At 68.7% G+C, this 21,033-nt stretch carries 3 protein-coding genes; 1 reads left to right on the top strand and 2 read right to left on the bottom strand.

Annotation, left to right across the window (positions count from 1 at the left end; translation table 11 throughout):
- Positions 1–24 precede the first annotated feature (24 nt).
- Positions 25–1,404, top strand: a complete 1,380-nt coding sequence (locus ACWY4P_RS02520) for a cytochrome P450 (RefSeq protein WP_456208436.1) — start codon at positions 25–27, stop codon at positions 1,402–1,404.
- A gap of 29 nt (positions 1,405–1,433) precedes the next feature.
- Here the strand turns inward: ACWY4P_RS02520 and ACWY4P_RS02515 are convergent, their stop codons facing one another.
- Together ACWY4P_RS02515 and ACWY4P_RS02510 are read right to left on the bottom strand one after the other, a co-directional pair.
- Positions 1,434–2,426 (bottom strand): spirocyclase AveC family protein, encoded by a 993-nt coding sequence (locus tag ACWY4P_RS02515; RefSeq protein ID WP_456208435.1) that lies wholly within the window; start codon positions 2,424–2,426, stop codon positions 1,434–1,436.
- Positions 2,427–2,439: 13 nt separating this feature from the next.
- Positions 2,440–20,556, bottom strand: coding sequence for a type I polyketide synthase (locus ACWY4P_RS02510; RefSeq protein ID WP_456212784.1), 18,117 nt, complete (start codon positions 20,554–20,556; stop codon positions 2,440–2,442).
- Positions 20,557–21,033: the final 477 nt, after the last annotated feature.

Genomic DNA, 21,033 nt, shown 5'->3' with positions numbered 1-21,033 from the left:
GCCGAGCCTGATAGGAGTCCCGCTATGCCTGCCCCTCTCCCTGTCCCCGATGTGCCGGGCTCGTGGCCGGTGGCGGGCCACCTGCCACGACTGGCCCGGCGGCCACTCGACTTCCTGGCCTCCCTGGCCGAGCACGGAGACCTGGTCAGAATCCGGCTCGGCCGCAAGCCCGTCTATGTGGCCACCCACCCGGACCTGGTGCGGTCGCTGCTCGTGACCGATGCGCACGGCTACACACGGGGCGCCGGACACGCCAAGGCGCTGGCCTTCATCGGACCCATCCTGGTCGCGACGACCGGTGAGCCGCACCGGCGGCAGCGCCGCATGATGCAGCCCTGCTTCCACCGGAAACGGCTCGGCAGCTACGTGGCCGCCATGAGCGCCGCCGCCGCGGAGACCGCCGACTCCTGGTCCGCGCACGACGTGGTGGATGTGGTGCCCGCCATGACCGAGCTGGCCACAGCCATGATCGCCAAATCGCTGTTCTTCTCCGGAGGTGCCGCGCACGCCGAGGCGGAACTGCGCAAAGCCGGCAACGCCATCCTGACCGTGGCCAGGATGAGCGCGATCCTGCCCGGGATCTACCGACGGCTGCCGACTCCGGGGAACCGGCAACTGCCCCCGGCGCGAACCACCATCGAGGAGACCATCGCCGCCTACCGCGCCGAAGGGCGGGACCACGGCGACATGCTCTCGACGCTGCTGCGGACGACGGACGCCAGCGGCGTCGGCCTGACCGACGAGGAGATCCGCGACGAGATCATGGGGCTCGCCATCACCGGAATCGGTGGGCCGGCCGCCATCGCGTCGTGGATCTTCTATGAGCTCGGCCGGAACCCCGACCTCGAACGACGGCTGCACGAAGAGCTCGACACGGTCCTCGACGGCCGGCCACCTCGCGCCCAGGACCTCACCCGGCTGGTCTTCACCCAGCGGCTCGTCAAAGAGGCCCTGCGCAAGTACCCGGGATGGGTCGGCGCCCGGCGCACGCGAGAGCCGGTGCGCCTCGGCGGTCACGAAATCCCCGCCGAGGCGGAGGTCATGTACAGCGCCTACGCCCTCCAGAACGACGCCCGCTGGTACCCGGACCCCGAGCGGTTCGACCCCGACCGCTGGGACCCCGAGCGGAACGCCAAGCGGGTCAAGAAGGGTGCCTGGGTCCCCTTCTCGGGGGGTGTCTACAAGTGCATCGGAGACGCGTTCACCGAGACCGAGACCGCGGTGGCCGTCGCCGTCATCGCCTCCCGGTGGCGGCTGCGCCCGGTGCCCGGGCGCAGTGTCCGAGCGACCCACCAGGCCACCCATGTCGTCCCCCGGCGGCTCCGCATGACCGTGGAGCCCAGGAGCCGGACCATGGACGAGGCGGAGCACTCACGGCGGGTGGCGCCGCAGGCGAGCCGGTGACACATCGGGCTCGGGCGGCGCCGACGGTCTCAGTAGCCCGCCGTCGGGCGGAAGAATTCGGGGAGCCGGTCCGGGGGAGCACCCTCCAGTAGTGAGAACAGGATGTGGGTGCCGGTGTAGAGGGCGATGCTGACATTGGCCCCGCCCACCACCGCCAGCAGCCGGACCCATGGCCTCAGGCCCTCCGACAGGAGGGCCGCCCCGGACTCCAGACAGGTCTCGCCCCGCCGGTTGCGAAAGTGGCGCACGGTCCCCAGCGCGGCACCGAAGAGCGCCGAGGCCACCATCTGATACAGCGGGAACTGATACCAGTGCCCACTCCAGACGGTCAGCTCGGGCACCGCCCGCGTCCACACGGAGACGCCCGCGAAGGACACCAGCGGCTCGGCGACGTCGAAGAGCACGACGAGCAGGAAGCCGAGTGCGATCAGCCGGACCCGCCCCAGCCGTGGCCACCGGGCGGCGGCCAGCCCCATGCCCTTGCCGCAGGCCACGGCGACCATCATGGCCGTCATACAGATGCTCAGGGTCGCCAGCGGCAGCTCGGCTTCCTGGTGGGCCCCCGCTCCTTGCCAACCGGGCACATACGGCCCCCACGAGGCGACCGCTCCGAACACACTGACGTTCGACGCGAGCACCGGATTGACCCAGTTCATCAAGGGGCTCTGCCAACTGGCCAACAGCAGCCCGACGAAGAGCAACGCGTCGAACGTCAGCCGACCGCTGGCCCGACACTTCCGGTACAGACACACCGCGAGGGCCATGGCGCCCACCACGGACAGCAGCGGGATGAGCAGGTCGGCGATCCGCTCCGCGTCCCCACCGCCCGTGGCCGGGGGCGCCTTCTCGATGCGGTAGCCGCCGTCGGCGAGCCAGGAGGCGAACACGTACACCTGAAGTCCCAGCACCAGGGTGCCGACACACGCCCACAGTGTCACAGGAAGGGTGAACACCCGCAGGCCGCGCACGGTATCCGCCCGGTCGACGGCCTCCGGCCGGTCTTCGTCGACGAGATCGGTCATATATCGCTCCTTACTACGAGTCCGAGCCGGCCTGGTCGCCGTGCGCCAGGCCGATGAGACTGTCGACGTCCATCTCGTCGATCGCGCGGACGCCGTCCGCGGAACGGGCGGCGGGGACGGCAGGGGCCCCGACACCGCCGACGCTGCCACCAGGGACCTCGGCGAGCTCCAGCAGCGCAGGCAGCAGACCGGCCTCCCGGAGCCTGCCGAGCGGAATGGACGCCACGGTGGCCCGCAGCTCCTCCTCGCCGACCTCCAAGGTCTCGGCCACCCCGGCGCCGTTCCCGTTCGTCGGCAGCAGCAGGGCACGCACATGCTCCGCGAGCACGGTCGGGGTCGGAAAGTCGAACGCGAGCGTCGCGGGCAAACGCAGGCCGGTGGCGGCGGTGAGCCGGTTGCGCAGCTCGACCGCGGTCAGCGAGTCGAAGCCCAGCTCCCGGAAGGCACGCCGCTCCGCCACCTCCTCGATCCCCGCGTGGCCGATCACCGCGGCGGCGTGGGACCGTACGAGACGAGTGAGGATGCCCTGCTGCTCCTTGCCACCGCAGCGGGCGAGGCGCTCGCGGAGCGACACGCCCACGTCCGACGCGCCCTCGCCCCGATCGGCCGCACCGGGGCGGGCGGAGGCCGGGACGAGCCCACGCAGCAGCGCCGGCACCCCGGCGGTGGTCCCCCGCGAGCGCAGCGCGCCGAACTCGAACCGGGCCGGGACGAGGAACGGCTGCCCTGCGGCCGACGACGCGTCGAAGAGGGCAAGGGCCTCCTCGGTGGCCAGCGGCGCCATCCCGCCACGGCTGATCCGGGCGTGGTCGGTGCCGTCCAGATGGCGTGTCATCCCGCTGCCCTGTGCCCATAGACCCCAGGCCAGGGATGTCGCGGGCCGCCCGTGAGCCCGGCGGTGCCGGGCCAGCGCGTCCAGTACGGCGTTGGCCGCCGCGTAGTTGCCCTGGCCCGGCGAACCGAGCACGGATGCCGCGGAGGAGAACATCACAAAGGCGGCCAGGTCCGCGTCACGTGTGAGCTCGTGCAGGAGCAGCGCCGGGGCCACCTTGGCGCGGAAGACGGTGTCCATCCGCTCAGGGGTCAGCGAGGGGATCGTGCCGTCGTCGAGCACTCCGGCGGCATGGACCACGGCGGTCAGCGGATGCTGTTCGGGAACGCGGTCCAGCAGGGTGGCCAGCGCCTCGCGGTCGGCGGCATCGCAGGCGGCGACGGTCACCGTCGCGCCGAGCGCCTCGAGCTCGGCCGCCAGGGCCCTCGCGCCCTCGGCCCTCGCGCCGCGACGGCCGACCAGCAGCAGCTGCCGCACACCGTGCGCCATGACGAGGTGGCGGGCGGTCAGTCCACCCAGAACTCCGGCGCCGCCCGTGATCAGCACGGTCCCCGCCGGATCGAGCCCCCATGGCGACGCGTCAGGTGATCCGTCGGCCGACGCGGCAGCCGCCCCGTCAACCGCCGCGTCAATCGCCGTGTCAATCGCTGTGTCAGCCGACACGTCAGACGATCCGTCAGCCGACCCGGGCCGCTCCTGCCGTGGCATCCGCACCAGCCGCGGTACGCACACCTCTCCGTCGCGTACGGCCAGCTGGGGCTCACCACCGGCCAGCGCCGCGGGCAGCACCCGGGCCAAGGAGCCGTGTCCGTCCCAGTCCACCAGGGTGATCCGGCCCGGGTTCTCGGACTGCGCCGAGCGGACCAGGCCCCACACCGCCGCGCCGGGCAGATCTGTGACGTCGCCCTCCGGGCGGGTGGCGACCGCCCCACGCGTCAGCACGACCAGCCGGCTGTCCGCGAACCGGTCGTCGCCGAGCCAGGACTGCAGCAGGTGCAGCGCGCGACACACGGCCGTGTGCACGGCCGCGCCACCCGCACTGTCGCCGTCCTCGTCCCCGCCACAGGGGACGACGACCACCTCAGGGGCACCATCGGTCTCCATGGCGCTGAGCAGCGCGGTCCAGTCGTCATGGCGCCGGTATGCGAGCCCGTACGGATCGGCGCCGACGACCGCGAAGGACGACGGTTCGGAAGGAAAGTGGTCGGAGAGGGAGGGACGGCAGGGGGTGGAGCCTGCGGCGGGCAATGTCACGGTGGGCCATTCCAAGCCGAACAGCGACTCGTGATGCTCCGAGCGGGCGGCCCGCACCTCACCCGCGGACACCGGCCGCAGCACGAGCGCGTCGACGGTGGCCACCGGCCGCCCCGACTCGTCGGCCACGTCGACGGCGACCGCTCCACGGCCGGGCCCCGGCGAGAGCCGCACCCGCAGCACCTCACCGCCCCTGCGGTGGAGCGTCACCCCGCGCCAGGCGAACGGCAGCCGAGCCAGCCGCTGCCCGTCCGGTGCGTCGGCGGTCTGCTTGCCCTCGCGCTCGCCCCCGGCCTCGCCGAGGGCCGGATCGAGGCCGAGGGTGTGCAGCGCCGCGTCCAGGAGGGCGGGATGGATGCCGAACCGGTCGGCGTCGCGGGCCTGCGGTTCGGGCAGCCGCACCTCGGCGAAGATGTCCGAGCCCGCGCGCCAAGCGGCGCGCAGCCCGTGGAACGCGGGCCCGTAGGCCAACTCCGCCCCGGCCAGCCGCTCGTACAGCCCGTCGAGGTCCAGCGCGCCGGCGTCGCTCGGAGGCCACTCATCAGCCATCGGTCGGACCACCGCCGCGGAGGGGGCTGCGGGGGAGGTGGGACCGCCGCTCAGCGTGCCCGTGGCATGTCGTGTCCATCGAAGGCCCGCCCCGTCCAAACCCTCCGAGCCCTGCGCGTTCTTTGTAGCCGAGACGTCGTCGTGGCTCCGCCCGTAGGCGGCGAACTCCCGCCGCCCCTCGCCGTCCGGGGCCCCGACGCTGATCTGCAGAGCGACTCCGCCGCGCTGCGGGAGGAGAAGTGGCGCATGCAGCGTGAGTTCCTCGACATGTCGACACCCGGCGAGCTCCCCCGCCTGAAGGGCGATGTCCAGAAGCGCCGTGCCGGGCAGAAGCGCGACGCCCGCGAAGGCGTGGTCGGCCAGCCAGGGGTGCGTACGCAAGGAGAGTCGGCCGGTGAAGAGATGTCCGTCGCTGTCGGCGAGCGGAATCGCGGCGCCGAGCAGCGGGTGCCCGGCCTCGCTCAGCCCCACGGCCGTGACGTCCTCGACGGCGGGTTCGGTGTCGATCCAGTAGCGCTGGTGTTGGAAGGGGTAGGTGGGCAGGTCGGTGCGGTGGGGGGTCGGGGTGTGGTGTTGGTAGTGGTGTTGCCAGTCGATGGGGTGGCCGGTGGTGTGGGCGTGGGCGAGGGAGTGGAGGAATTGGTGGGTGTCGTTTTTGTTGCGGCGGAGGGTGTTGATGGTGGTGGTGTGGGTGGTGTTGGTGGTGTGGGTGGTGTTGGTGGTTTCTTGGATGGCGGTGGTGAGGGTGGGGTGGGGGCTGATTTCGATGTAGGTGTGGTGTTGTTGTTGGGTGAGGGTGTGGATGGCTTGGGTGAAGTGGACGGGTTGGCGGAGGTTGCGGTACCAGTAGTGGGCGTTGAGGGTGGTGGTGTCTGTCCATTGGTTGTCGGTGGTGGAGTAGAAGGGGATGGTGGCGGGTTGGGGGGTGATGTCGTGGAGGAGTTGGAGGAGTTGGTTTTCGATGGTTTCGGTGTGGGGGCAGTGGGAGGCGTAGTCGACTGGGATTCGTTTTGCGTCGATGCCTTGGTTTTGGAGGTGGCCCAGTGCTTCTGTCAGTTTTTCGGTGTCGCCGGAGATGACGGTGGCGGTGGGGGCGTTGTGGGCGGCCACCCATAGTTGGTTGGGCCATGTGGTCTGGAGCAGGGTGGTGACCTGGTCGGCGGGGAGTGGTACGGAGGCCATGGCGCCGGAGCCGTGGAGGGTGTGTAGGGCCTTGCTGCGCAGGGCGATGATTTTGGCGGCGTCGGGGAGGGTGAGGGCGCCGCTGATGTGGGCGGCGGCGATTTCGCCTTGGGAGTGGCCGATGACGGCGTCGGGGTGGAGGCCGTGGGAGCGCCAGAGGGCGGCGAGGGAGATCATGGTGGCGAAGAGGACGGGTTGGATGATGTCGGCGCGTTGCCAGAGGGGGTCGGTGTCGGGTCGGTGGAGGATGTCGGTGAGGGTCCAGTCGGTGTGGGGGGTCAGGGCTTGTTCGCAGGCGTTGATCGACTGGGCGAAGACGGGTGAGGTTTCCAGCAGCCGCAGTCCCATCCCGGCCCACTGACCACCCTGACCCGGAAACACAAACACCACGCGGCGGCTCGTCCCACCGGGTGCCGCGGTCCCTTCCCGCACTACGCCATCCGGCCGGCCGGAGGCGAGCGCGTCCAGGCCACGGAGAAACTCCGCTCGGTCGGAGCCGATGACCACTGCGCGATGTTCGAAGGCCGACCGGTGCGCGGCCAGCGAGTAGCCGATGTCCGCGAGCCCCGGGCCGGAACGGGCGTCGGGAGCCGCGGACACGAACTCCCGCAGTCGACGGGCCTGGGCTCGTAGGGCCTCGGCCGACTTCCCGGACAGCAGCCACGGCAAGGGGACAGTGGACGCCTCCACGGCGGGCGCGGAAGCCGGCCCTGCCACCCCCGTGCCGTCGGACTCGTCGGCGGGTGCCTCTTCCAGAATGATGTGAGCGTTGGTGCCGCTGACGCCGAAGGAGGAGACACCGGCACGCCGTGGATGCCCGTTCCGTAGCCACGGCACGGCGTCGGTCAGTAGCCGAACCGCCCCGGCCGACCAGTCCACATGTGGCGACGGTTCCTCGGCATGCAACGTACGAGGCAGTGTCTCGTACTGGAGGGCCATCACCATCTTGATCACCCCGCCCACACCGGCCGCCGCCTGGGCGTGCCCGATGTTGGACTTCACCGACCCCAGCCACAGGGGATGGTTCTCGGCCCGGTCTTGCCCGTACGTGGCCAGCAGCGCCTGGGCTTCGACGGGGTCGCCCAGGACGGTACCGGTGCCATGCCCCTCCACCGCGTCGACCTGGGAAGGCGAGAGCCCAGCACTGGCCAGAGCCTGGCGGATGACACGCTGTTGCGCGGGGCCGTTGGGGGCGGTGAGGCCGTTGCTGGCACCGTCCTGATTGATCGCGCTGCCGCGCACCACGGCCAGAACGCGGTGGCCGTTGCGTCGGGCGTCGGACAGCCGCTCCACGAGGAGCATGCCGACGCCTTCCGCCCAGCCCGTGCCGTCGGCGGCGGCCGAGAACGCCTTGCACCGACCGTCGGGGGACAGGCCGCGCTGGCGGGAGAACTCGATGAAGGTCGCCGGGGTGGACATCACCATCACTCCGCCGACGAGCGCGAGCGAGCACTCCGACGTGCGCAGAGCCTGACCGGCCATGTGCAGTGCGACAAGGGAGGACGAGCAGGCCGTGTCCACCGACACCGTCGGTCCCTCAAGGCCGAAGGCGTAGGCGATACGGCCGGACGCGACGCTCCCCGAGCTGCCGGTCAGCGCATAGCCGGCCACGGCCTGTGGCACCTGCCGCACATGAGCCGCGTAGTCCTGCACATTGATTCCGACGAAGACTCCGGTCTGGCTGCCGCGCAGGGTGTCGGGAGCGATGCCCGCGTGTTCGAACGCTTCCCACGAGGCCTCCAGCAGCAGCCGTTGCTGCGGGTCCATGGCCAGGGCCTCACGTGGGCTGATGCCGAAGAAGCCGGGGTCGAACTCACCGGCGTCATAGAGGAACCCGCCGTGCCGGGTGCAGCAGGTGCCCTGGTGGTCGGGGTCCGGGTGATAGATCCGCTCGATGTCCCAGCCGCGGTCCGTGGGGAACTCGGTGATGGCGTCAGCGCCCGAGGCGACCAACCGCCACAGATCCTCAGCCGACCGCACCTCGCCCGGGTAGCGGCAGGCCATCCCGATGATCGCGACGGGCTCGTCCGGGGGCGCTGCTTCGGTGCGCCCGGCCGGCGTGCCTGGCACGGCCTCGCGCGGGTCGTCGTCGCTCCGGCCCAGCAGCGCCACACGCAGATGCGCGGCGCACTCCATGGGGCTCGGATGGTCGAAGACAAGGGTGGTGGAGAGAGCCAGTCCGGTGGCGGCCGCGACGCGGTTTCGGAACTCGACAGCGGTGAGGGAGTCGAAGCCCAATGCGCTGAAGGCGTGCTGAACGTCGATGGATTCGGGGCTGGAATGACCGAGGACGGCGGCCGCGTGTGTGCGGACGATATCGAGAAGGGCTTGTTTTTGTTCCTTGGGTGACCGCTGGGCCAGCTGCTCGCGAAGAGAGTCGGCGGAGGGCGGAGCGGCATCGCCGCGAAGTACCTGTCGGACCTCGGGGATGTCGTCGATGAGCGGTGCCGACCGCCGGGCGGTGAAGGTGGTGGCGAAGTCCTCCCAGTCGACATCTGCGACGACGGTGGTGGTGTCGGGGTCGTGGCCGAGGACGCGATCGAGCGCGGCGAGGGCGAGATCAGGGGACATGGCCCGGAGGCCGCGACGGCGCAAGTGAGCGCGTGCGTCTCCGTGCGCCGCCATTCCCGCGCCGTCCCAGGGCCCCCAGGCGATGCAGGTGGCGGGGAGCCCTTGGACGCGGCGGTGCTGGGCCAGGGCGTCGAGGTAGGCGTTGGCGGCGGCGTACCCGGCCTGGTTCGCGCTGCCCCAGGTGCCGGCAATGGAGGAGAAGAGAACAAAGCGTTCGATCGTGTCGTGCTCGCGTAGCAACTCGTGCAGAAGCGCTGCTCCGGTCGCCTTTGCCCCGGCTGTCTCGGCGAGATCCGCCGCACTGATATCGGCGATGGTCGACTTCAGGTTGATGCCTGCGGTGTGGATGACGGTGGTGAGGGGGTGGGTTGGGGGGATGGTGTTGAGGAGGTTGGTGAGTTGGTTGGGGTTGGTGGTGTCGCAGGTGGTGATGGTGGTGGTGGCGCCGAGTTGGGTGAGGTGGTGGTGGAGTTGGGTGGTGTGGGGTGTGTTGGGTCCTTGTCGGTTGGTGAGGAGGAGGTGGCAGTGGGGGTGGTGGGTGGCGATCCAGGTGGCGATGTGGCTGCCGATGGCTCCGGTGCCGCCGGTGATGAGGATGGTGCCGTGGGGCTTCCAGGGCTGGGGGTTGCTGGGAGTGGCCGTGGTCCGGGTCAGACGTCGGGTCTGCGGCCCCGTGTCGCGGATGGCCAGCTGATCGTCGTCGTGTTGGGTGGTGAGGGTGGTGGTGAGGTGGTGGAGGTGTTGTGGGGTGAGGGTGGTGGGGAGGTCGATGAGTCCGCCCCAGTGGTTGGGGTGTTCGAGGGCGGTGGTGCGTCCGAGTCCCCAGATGTGGGCTTGGGTGGGGTGGTTGAGGGGGTCGGTTGGGTGGGTGGTGGTGGCGGTTTGGGTGAGGCACCACAGGGGTGCTGTGAGGTTGGGGTGGGTGGTGAGGGTTTGGATGAGGGTGAGGGTGAGTGCGGTGCCGGTGGGTACGTGGGGGTGCTCGGGGAGGGGCTCCTCATCGAAGGCGAGCAGCGAGAGCACGCCGCTGATACTCAGGTCACCGGGTTGCTCGATCGCGTCGGCCAGGCGCTGACCAAGGATCAGCGGGTCGACGTCGGCCGTGTCGAGTACGAGTTCGGCCGTACGGATGCCGCCGTGCTCTCGCAGCCCGCTGAGGATGGCGTCGACGTGAGGCTGCCCGGCCTGCCGGGCGGGAATGACGACCAGCCAATCGCCGGCCGGCGTCGGCTCGGCGTCGGCGAGGTTGAGCGGCTCCCAGACCTCGTGGTAGCGCCAGGCGTCGGTGGTGTTGGGGGTGGGGTTGGTGGTGTTGAGCCAGTAGTGGTGGTGTTGGAAGGGGTAGGTGGGGAGGTTGGGGGTGTGGTGGTTGGGGGTGTGGTGGGTGGGGGTGTGGTGGTTGGGGGTGTGGTGGTGGTGCCAGGTGGTGGGGTGGCCGTGGGTGTGGAGGTGGGCGAGGGTGGTGTGGGTGGTGTGGGTTTCGGGTTGGTGGGGGTGGAGGAGGGAGACGGCTTGGGGGGTGTGGTGGGGGAGGTTGTGGTGGGTGAGGGTGGTGAGGGTGGTGTCGGGGCCGAGTTCGAGGTAGGTGGTGACGCCGTGGGTGTGGAGTTGGTGGGTGGTGTGGGTGTAGTGGACGGTGTCGCGGGTTTGTCGGACCCAGTAGTGGGGGGTGGTGGGGTCTTGGTCGTTGGGGTTGGTGGTGATGAGGGGGGTGTGGGGTTGGTGGTAGGTGAGGGTTTCGGCGGTGTGGCGGAGTTCGTTGAGGAGCGGGTCGATGTGGGGTGAGTGGAAGGCGCCGCTGACTTTGAGCGGGGTGACCTTGCGCCCCATGGTGCGGAAGCTTTCGGCGATGGCGTCCACGGCGTCGCGATCACCACTGATGACGACGGATCCTGGGGCGTTGACGGCCGCGAGGGATACCTGTGTCTCATGGCCGGTGAGGTGTTGGTGGAGTTCGTGGGGGTTGGCTTGGAGGGTGGTCATGGTGCCGGTGGTGGGGAGGGTGTGCATGAGGCGGGCGCGGGTGGTGATCAGGTGGGCTGCGTGGGGGAGGGTGAGGATGCCGGCGAGGTGGGCTGCGGTGATTTCGCCGAGGGAGTGGCCTGCGTAGTAGTGGGGGGTGAGTCCGTAGTGTTGGGTGACCAGGCGGTGCAGGGCGATCTGGAGGGCGAACAGCGCGGGCTGGGCATAACGCGTCTGGTGCAGCAGCTCCGCCGTATCGGTGTCCGGCTCGGCGAACATGACGTCCCGCAGGGGGTGGTCGAGGTGGGGGTCGAGGTGTGTGCAGGCTTCGTCGAGAGCTTCGGCGAACAGGGGGAAGGTGTGGTAGAGCTCGTGTCCCATGCGGGCGCGTTGCGTGCCCTGCCCCGAACAGACAAACGCCAGCTTCCCCACCCCGGTTGCCACGCCCCGGACCAGTTTCTCGTGTTCCTCGCCGGCTTCCAGGGCTTGCAGGCCGTGGAGGAAGTCTTCGCGGTCCGGGCCCAGGAGTACGGCGCGGTGTTCAAAGGCCGTACGGCCAGTGGCCAGGGCATATCCGACATCGGCCAAGTCGAGTTCCGGGGCGGAAGCAAGGTACTGGCGCAACTGTCGAGCCTGTGCTCGCAGCGCGTCCTCGGACTTTGCCGACACCATCCAGGGAAATGACCCGGAAGAGGTGTCCGCCGGTTCGTGATGTTCCTCCGGTGGTGCCTGTTCGAGGATGATGTGGGCGTTGGTGCCGCTGACCCCGAACGACGACACTCCCGCACGCCGTGCGCGACCGGTCTGCGGCCAGGGCATGGCCTCGGTCAGCAGCCGTACCCCGCCCGAGGACCAGTCCACATGCGGCGACGGCTCCTCGGCATGCAACGTACGCGGCAAGAGCCCATGCCGCATGGCCAGCACCGTCTTGATGACCCCCGCGACACCCGCCGCAGCCTGCGCATGCCCGATATTCGACTTCACCGATCCCAGCCAGACCGGTTGATCCCCGGGGCGTTCCTGACCGTACGTCGCCAGCAATGCGTGCGCCTCGATCGGATCCCCGAGCGTCGTTCCCGTACCGTGCCCCTCCACCGCGTCGATCTCCGGGGCCGTCAGACCTGCGGCGGCGAGCGCCTGCCGGATCACCCGCTGCTGCGCCGGACCACTCGGCGCCGTCAACCCATTACTCGCCCCGTCCTGATTCACCGCACTACCCCGCACCACCGCCAACACCCGATGCCCCAACCGCCGCGCATCCGACAACCGCTCCACCAACAACATCCCCACACCCTCGCCCCAGCCGGTTCCGTCGGCGGTAGAGGAGAAAGCGCGGCAGCGACCGTCTGTTGACAGACCCCGCTGTCGCGCGAACTCGATAAACGTGGTGGGGGTGGACATGACGGTGACCCCGCCGGCCAGCGCCATGGAGCATTCCCCGGCCCGTAGTGCCTGGCAGGCCAGATGCAGAGCGACCAGAGACGACGAACACGCCGTGTCCACGGTGACCGCGGGACCCTCCAAACCCAGGGTGTAGGCGATACGGCCCGATGCGATGCTGCTCGAGCTGCCGGTGAGGGCATAGCCCTCAACGGACTCCGCCGAACGCTCCAGGTGGATCGCGTAGTCCTGGGCATTGACGCCGGTGAAGACACCGACAGGACTGCCTTGCAGCGACCGTGGGTCGATGTGCGCCCGTTCCAGCGTCTCCCAGCTGGTCTCCAGCAAGAGCCGCTGCTGGGGGTCCATGGCCAGTGCCTCGCGGGGACTGATGTCGAAGAAGGCGGGGTCGAATTCGGCCGCGGCATACAAGAAGCCGCCCTGCCGCGTGTAGCAGGTGCCCTTGTGCGCGGGGTCGGGATGGAAGATTCCCTCAAGATCCCAGCCACGGTTCGTCGGGAAGTCCGTGATCGCGTCCCGTTCCATGAGGATGAGATCCCAAAACTCCTCGGGCGTACGCACGCCTCCCGGGAACCGGCAGGCCATGCCGATGATCGCGACGGAGTCGTCGGCCGTGGCAGCGGGGCTGAATGCCACTGCGCTCGCTGGGCCGGATCCCTCACCCATCAATTGGGTGTGCACATATTGGGCGAGCTTGGTCGGCGTCGGGTGATCGAAGATGAGGCTGGTGGGGAGGCGGAGTCCCATGAGGGCGGTCAGCCGGTTGCGGGTCTCGACGGCGGCGAGGGAATCGAGTCCCAGCTCCTTGAAGGGGCGGTCGGGGGACACTGCGTCGATGTCGCTGTGTCCGAGGACCGCAGCCACCTGCGTCCGTACGAGATGGAGGAGCGTCTCCTGCTGCTCGCCCGGGCTCCGGTCGGCCAGTTGCCGACGTAGGGCCGTATCGGAGTCATGGTTCGTCACATGCTGGGTCCGTTGTGTCCGAGCTTCGGGAATGTCCTGGATGAGCGGAACAGATTCGCCGGTGTGGCTCAGATTGACGGCGAAGGCGCTCCAGTCGATGTCAGCGATGATGTGGTGGGCTTGCCCCGGGGTGGCAATGGCTTGCGAAAGCGCGGTGAGCGCTGGTTCGGTGGGCATGGGGAGCAGGCCTCGGCGTGCCAGGTGCCCGGTGATTTCGGCGTTGGCCAAGCCGCCCTGCTCCCAGAGTCCCCAGGTGATGCAGGTGGCGGGGAGCCCTTGGGCGCGGCGGTGCTGGGCCAGGGCGTCGAGGTAGGCATTGGCGGCGGCGTAGTTGGCCTGCCCCGGGCTGCCGAAGGTGGCCGCCGTGGAGGAGACCAGGACAAAGGCATCGAGGTCCAGATGCCGGGTGAGGTTGTGCAGATGGTGGGCGGCGTGAGCCTTGGGGCCCAGAACGGTCGACAGGTGATCGCGAGTCTGAGTGGTCAGTGTGGCGTCGTCAAGGACTCCTGCGGTGTGGATGACGGTGGTGAGGGGGTGGGTTGGGGGGATGGTGTTGAGGAGGTTGGTGAGTTGGTTGGGGTTGGTGGTGTCGCAGGTGGTGATGGTGGTGGTGGCGCCGAGTTGGGTGAGGTGGTGGTGGAGTTGGGTGGTGTGGGGTGTGTTGGGTCCTTGTCGGTTGGTGAGGAGGAGGTGGCAGTGGGGGTGGTGGGTGGCGATCCAGGTGGCGATGTGGCTGCCGATGGCTCCGGTGCCGCCGGTGATGAGGATGGTGCCGTGGGGCTTCCAGGGCTGAGGGTCGTCGAGTGTGGGTCGGGCGGTGGTTCGGATCAGACGCCGGGCGTGCAGGCCGGTGAGGCGTAGTGCGAGTTCGCGCTCGTCGTGTTGGGTGGTGAGGGCGGTGGTGAGGTGGTGGAGGTGTTGTGGGGTGAGGGTGGTGGGGAGGTCGATGAGTCCGCCCCAGTGGTTGGGGTGTTCGAGGGCGGTGGTGCGTCCGAGTCCCCAGATGTGGGCTTGGGTGGGGTGGTTGAGGGGGTCGGTTGGGTGGGTGGTGGTGGCGGTTTGGGTGAGGCACCACAGGGGTGCTGTGAGGTTGGGGTGGGTGGTGAGGGTTTGGATGAGGGTGAGGGTGAGTGCGGTGCCGGTGGGTACGTGGGGGTGCTCGGGGAGGGGCTCCTCATCGAAGGCGAGCAGCGAGAGCACCCCGTCGATGCTCACCACGTCATTGTGTTCTGCGAGCCGCTGAGCAAGGGTTTCGGGGTCAGCACAGGAGGAGTCGAGGGTGAGCGTGATGGTCCGCGCCCCAAGGCGATGCAGGGCCTCGACGATGACGTCGATGGGGGTGTGCTGACTCTGCGGAGTGGGCACGACGATGAGCCAGGTGCCCGGTGACCCGGTGCCGGTCTGGGGGAGAGTGACGGGTTTCCATGTCTCGCGGTAGCGCCAGGAGTCGATGACGGCCTGGTCATCGTGGCGCTTGCGCCAGGTGGAGAGAGCTGGCAGGACTGTTTCGAGAGAGGAGTCACGGTCGATGGCCAGGGCGGAGGCCACCGCGTCGACGTCTTCTCTCTCCAACGAATCCAAGAAGCGGATGCTGGTGGTGTTGGAGGTGGGGTTGGTGGTGTTGAGCCAGTAGTGGTGGTGTTGGAAGGGGTAGGTGGGGAGGTTGGGGGTGTGGTGGTTGGGGGTGTGGTGGTGGTGCCAGGTGGTGGGGTGGCCGTGGGTGTGGAGGTGGGCGAGGGTGGTGTGGGTGGTGTGGGTTTCGGGTTGGTGGGGGTGGAGGAGGGAGACGGCTTGGGGGGTGTGGTGGGGGAGGTTGTGGTGGGTGAGGGTGGTGAGGGTGGTGTCGGGGCCGAGTTCGAGGTAGGTGGTGACGCCGTGGGTGTGGAGTTGGTGGGTGGTGTGGGTGTAGTGGACGGTGTCGCGTGCCTGTCGGACCCAGTAGTGGGGGGTGGTGGGGTCCTGTCCGGTGGTGTCGGTAGTGACCAGGGGGGTGTGGGGTTGGTGGTAGGTGAGGGTTTCGGCGGTGTGGTGGAGTTCGTTGAGGAGTGGGTCGATGTGGGGTGAGTGGAAGGCGCCGCTGACCTTGAGCGGGGTGACTTTACGTCCCATGGTGCGGAAGCTTTCGGCGATGGCGTCCACGGCGTCGCGATCACCGCTGATGACCACCGACCTGGGCGCGTTGACGGCCGCGAGGGATACCCGTCCTTCGTGTTGCGCGAGGTGTTGGTGGAGTTCGTGGGGGTTGGCTTGGAGGGTGGTCATGGTGCCGGTGGTGGGGAGGGTGTGCATGAGGCGGGCGCGGGTGGTGATCAGGTGGGCTGCGTGGGGGAGGGTGAGGATGCCGGCGAGGTGGGCTGCGGTGATTTCGCCGAGGGAGTGACCTGCGTAGTAGTGGGGGGTGAGTCCGTAGTGTTGGGTGACCAGGCGGTGCAGGGCGATCTGGAGGGCGAACAGCGCGGGCTGGGCATAACGCGTCTGATGCAGCAGCTCCGCCGTATCGGTGTCCGGCTCGGCGAACATGATGTCCCGCAGGGGGTGGTCGAGGTGTGGGTCGAGGTGTGTGCAGGCTTCGTCGAGGGCTTCGGCGAACAGGGGGAAGGTGTGGTAGAGCTCGTGTCCCATGCGGGCGCGTTGCGTGCCCTGCCCCGAACAGACAAACGCCAGCTTCCCCGTTCCGCTTGCCACGCCTCGTACGAGCCTGGCGTGTTCCTCGCCGGCTTCCAGGGCTTGCAGGCCGTGGAGGAAGTCCTCCTGCTTCGGGCCCAGAAGTACGGCACGGTGTTCAAAGGCCGCACGGCCAGTGGTCAGCGCATACCCGACATCCGCCAAGTCGAGTTCCGGGGCGGAAGCAAGGTACTGGCGCAACTGTCGAGCCTGCGCTCGCAGCGCGTCCTCGGACTTCGCCGACACAACCCACGGCACAAGCAACGACGTTGGCGTTGAAACGTCTCCGTCATTTGCCGGGACGCCGGTAGGTGGTGCCTGTTCGAGGATCACGTGCGCGTTTGTGCCGCTGACGCCGAAGGAGGACACCGCCGCGCGTCGGGGGTCGCCGGTGTCGGGCCAGGACATCGCCTCCGTCAGCAGCCGCACACCACCCGAGGACCAGTCCACATGCGGTGACGGCTCCTCGACATGCAACGTACGTGGCAAGAGCCCATGCCGCATGGCCAGCACCATCTTGACGACCCCGCCCACCCCGGCCGCCGCCTGTGCGTGTCCGATGTTCGACTTCATCGAGCCGAGCCACAGCGGCCGGTCCGCGGAGCGGTCATGACCGTACGTGGCCAGAAGGGCCTGGGCTTCGATCGGGTCGCCCAACGTCGTCCCCGTACCGTGCCCCTCCACCACGTCAATGGCAGCTGGAGTCAGCTCGGCGTTGGCGAGGGCCTGGCGGATGACACGTTGTTGCGAGAGTCCGTTGGGCGCGGTGAGCCCGTTGCTGGCGCCGTCCTGGTTGACTGCCGTCCCCCGTACTACAGCCAGGACGGGATGCCCGAGCCGCTGCGCGTCCGAGAGTCGTTCCGCCAGCACCATGCCCGCGCCCTCGCCCCAGCCGGTGCCATCGGCCGTGGCGGAGAATGCCTTGCACCGACCGTCCGGGGACAGCCCACGCTGCCGGGAGAACTCGATGAAGGCCGCTGGGGTTGACATGACAGTGACCCCTCCGGCCAGGGCCATCGAACATTCCCCAGCCCGCAGCGACTGACATGCCAGGTGCAGGGCGACCAGAGACGATGAACATGCTGTGTCTACGGTGACTGCGGGCCCTTCCAGGCCGAAGGTGTAGGCGATGCGCCCTGAGGCGATACTGCCCGCGCTTCCATGAGCGAGGTATCCCTCGAACCCCTCGGGGGCGGTCGGGAAGCGCTGCGCGTAGTCGTGGTAAGCCAGACCGGCGAAGATCCCGGTCTGAGTGCCACGCACGGAGGTAGGGTCGATACCCGCTCGCTCGAAGGCTTCCCAGGAGACTTCGAGAAGCATTCGCTGCTGAGGGTCCATGGCCAGGGCCTCGCGCGGACTGATACCGAAAAATTCGGCATCGAATTCGCCCGCATGGTGAATAAATCCCCCCTCTCTTGTGTACGACGTTCCGAAATGTTCGGGATCCGGGTCGTAGAGCCCGTCGAGGTCCCAGCCACGATCGGTCGGGAATCCGGAGACCGCGTCCTGCTCGGTCACGATGAGATCCCATAGCTGTTCCGGGGACTGCACGTCCCCTGGGTAGCGGCACGCCATGCCGATAATGGCGATGGGTTCGCCTGTGCCGACGGCCGTGAGAGGGACATGGCTGATGGTTTCGCCTTGCGTACCTAGAAACTGCTGACGCAAATGTTGTACGAGCGTGGCGGGGCTCGGGTAGTCGAAGACGATGGTCGGAGCGAGGGTCAGCCCGGTGGCCTCGCAAAGGCGATTGCGGAACTGGACGGCAGTCAGCGAGTTGAAGCCCAGCTCCTTGAATGCGCGCTCGGCGTGGATGTTCTCGGGGCTCCCGTGGCCGAGGACACCGGCGATGTGTGTGCGAACGACGTCGAGGAGAGTCTGCTGCTGCGCGTCTGGTGGTTGGTGGGAGAGCCGCTGACGGAGGGTGGTCGTGATGGGCGGCTCGGGAGAGGTGAGGCGGGGAGTGTGCTGGTCGGCTTGCGGTTCGGAGACGTGAAGCCAGTAGTGGTGGTGTTGGAAGGGGTAGGTGGGGAGGTTGGGGGTGTGGTGGTTGGGGGTGTGGTGGGTGGGGGTGTGGTGGGTGGGGGTGTGGTGGTGGTGCCAGGTGGTGGGGTGGCCGTGGGTGTGGAGGTGGGCGAGGGTGGTGTGGGTGGTGTGGGTTTCGGGTTGGTGGGGGTGGAGGAGGGAGACGGCTTGGGGGGTGTGGTGGGGGAGGTTGTGGTGGGTGAGGGTGGTGAGGGTGGTGTCGGGGCCGAGTTCGAGGTAGGTGGTGACGCCGTGGGTGTGGAGTTGGTGGGTGGTGTGGGTGTAGTGGACGGTGTCGCGGGTTTGTCGGACCCAGTAGTGGGGGGTGGTGGGGTCTTGGTCGTTGGGGTTGGTAGTGACCAGGGGGGTGTGGGGTTGGTGGTAGGTGAGGGTTTCGGCGGTGTGGCGGAGTTCGTTGAGGAGCGGGTCGATGTGGGGTGAGTGGAAGGCGCCGCTGACCTTGAGCGGGGTGACCTTGCGCCCCATGGTGCGGAAGCTTTCGGCGATGGCGTCCACGGCGTCGCGATCACCACTGATGACGACGGATCCTGGGGCGTTGACGGCCGCGAGGGATACCTGTGTCTCATGGCCGGTGAGGTGTTGGTGGAGTTCGTGGGGGTTGGCTTGGAGGGTGGTCATGGTGCCGGTGGTGGGGAGGGTGTGCATGAGGCGGGCGCGGGTGGTGATCAGGTGGGCTGCGTGGGGGAGGGTGAGGATGCCGGCGAGGTGGGCTGCGGTGATTTCGCCGAGGGAGTGGCCTGCGTAGTAGTGGGGGGTGAGTCCGTAGTGTTGGGTGACCAGGCGGTGCAGGGCGATCTGGAGGGCGAACAGCGCGGGCTGGGCGTAGCGGGTCTGATGCAGCAGCTCCGCGGTATCGGTGTCCGGCTCGGCGAACATGACGTCCCGCAGGGGGTGGTCGAGGTGGGGGTCGAGGTGTGTGCAGGCTTCGTCGAGAGCTTCGGCGAACAGGGGGAAGGTGTGGTAGAGCTCGTGTCCCATGCGGGCGCGTTGCGTGCCCTGCCCCGAACAGACAAACGCCAGCTTCCCCACCCCGGTTGCCACGCCCCGGACCAGTTTCTCGTGTTCCTCGCCGGCTTCCAGGGCTTGCAGGCTGTGGAGGAAGTCTTCGCGGTCCGGGCCCAGGAGTACGGCGCGGTGTTCAAAGGCCGCACGGCCAGTGGCCAGGGCATACCCGATATCGGCCAGATCCGCCTGGGGATGAGCCGCCAGGTACGCGCCCAGCTGGGCTGCCTGCGCCCGTAGTGCCGGTTCGGACTTCGCCGACACCATCCAGGGAAACGACCCGGAAGAGGCGTCCGCCGGTTCGTGATGCTCCTCCGGTGGTGCCTGTTCGAGGATGATGTGGGCGTTGGTGCCGCTGACCCCGAACGACGACACTCCCGCACGCCGCGCACGACCGGTCTGCGGCCACGACACGGCCTCGGACAGCAGCCGTACCCCGCCCGAGGACCAGTCCACATGCGGCGACGGCTCCCCGGCATGCAACGTACGCGGCAACACCCCACGTTGCATGGCCATCACCATCTTGATGACCCCCGCGACACCCGCCGCAGCCTGCGCATGCCCGATATTCGACTTCACCGACCCCAGCCACAACGGCCCAACCCCAACCCGCTCCTGACCATACGTCGCCAGCAACGCCTGCGCCTCGATCGGATCACCCAGCCTCGTCCCCGTCCCATGCCCCTCCACCACATCCACATCCCCACCACCGACCCGCGCACTGGCCAACGCCTGACGGATCACCCGCTGCTGCGCCGGACCACTCGGCGCCGTCAACCCATTACTCGCCCCATCCTGATTCACCGCACTACCCCGCACCACCGCCAACACCCGATGCCCCAACCGCCGCGCATCCGACAACCGCTCCACCAACAACATCCCCACACCCTCCGCCCACCCCGTACCATCCGCCCCCGCCCCAAACGCCCTGCACCGCCCATCCACCGACAACCCCCGCTGCCGCGCAAACTCCACGAAAATGCGGGGGGTGGACATGATGGCCACTCCACCCGCCAGCGCCATGGAGCATTCCCCGGCCCGCAGCGCCTGGCAGGCCAGATGCAGAGCGACCAGAGACGACGAACACGCCGTGTCCACGGTGACCGCGGGACCCTCCAAACCCAGCGTGTAGGCGATACGGCCCGATGCGATGCTCCCCGCGCTGCCAGTGAGGATGAAGCCCTCCGCGGACTCCGGAGGCCTCGATGCGTGTCCGACGGGGTAGTCCGGGGGGTTGATGCCGGTGAACACGGCGGTCCGGCTGCCGCGCACGGAGGTCGGGTCGATGCCGGCGTGTTCGAAAGCCTCCCAGGAGGTCTCCAACAGCAGCCGCTGCTGCGGGTCCATCGCCAGCGCCTCGCGCGGTGAGGTCTCGAAGAACTCCGCGTCGAATCCTGCGGCGTCGCAGAGGAAACCACCGTGGCGCGTGTAGCAGGTGCCGGATCGGTCCGGATCCGGGTCGTACAGCCGTTCCACGTCCCAGCCACGGTCGGTGGGGAAATCCCCGATCGCGTCCGTCTCCGCCACGATCAGCTGCCAGAAGTCCTCCGCGGACCGTACCTCGCCGGGAAAGCGGCAGGCCATGCCGACAATGGCGATGGGCTCCTGCTCCCGCTCGGTGACCTCGTAAAGGCGACGGCGAGTCCGGTCCAGGTCGGCGGTCACCCGCTTCAGGTAGCTGAGGAGTTCGTCTTCGTGCACCAGTGGGATCACTTCCTTGAGCGTCCTTGAACACCTTCGAAGGACTGCGGAGGAGGCGGGATTCGTTGTTTCGGGAGAGGCCGAGGCCGTTCTTGATGAAGTCCAGAACTTCGCCGGCCGTCGCGGAGGCCAAGCGGTCCGAGCCGTCTTCGTGGTCGGCTGGGCCGTCCGACTCGTTCCACTTCAGGAGGAGGGACCGCAAACGGGTGATGATCCTGAACCGGATCGCGTCATCCCCCACCCCCGGACCGGGGGGTCGAAGCCGAGGGCACGGAAATGGGAAGGCCGGCGGCCGCACTCTCGCCCCGAGGCTTGGGCAACTGGACCATCTCCAAATCCGGCAGAGGCAGCAGTCAGAAGCAGACGTTCATGGACTTATATGCCAGCGCGACAGAAGGGCGGTCGCATCGGACTCGAATGCACCTCAAGTGGCGGCGTCCGGAATCCGCTCGGGCTTCGAGGAGATGTGCGGCTGGGCCA

The organism is Streptomyces sp. LZ34 (assembly GCF_053890475.1).
This window is presented reverse-complemented; position numbering and strand designations above follow the sequence as displayed.

What these genes read in the sequence shown, in the direction of transcription:
- ACWY4P_RS02520 (WP_456208436.1), top strand. Translation starts at nt 25, where the DNA reads ATGCCTGCCCCTCTCCCTGTCCCCGATGTGCCGGGCTCGTGGCCGGTG.
- ACWY4P_RS02515 (WP_456208435.1), bottom strand. Translation starts at nt 2,426, where the DNA reads ATGACCGATCTCGTCGACGAAGACCGGCCGGAGGCCGTCGACCGGGCG.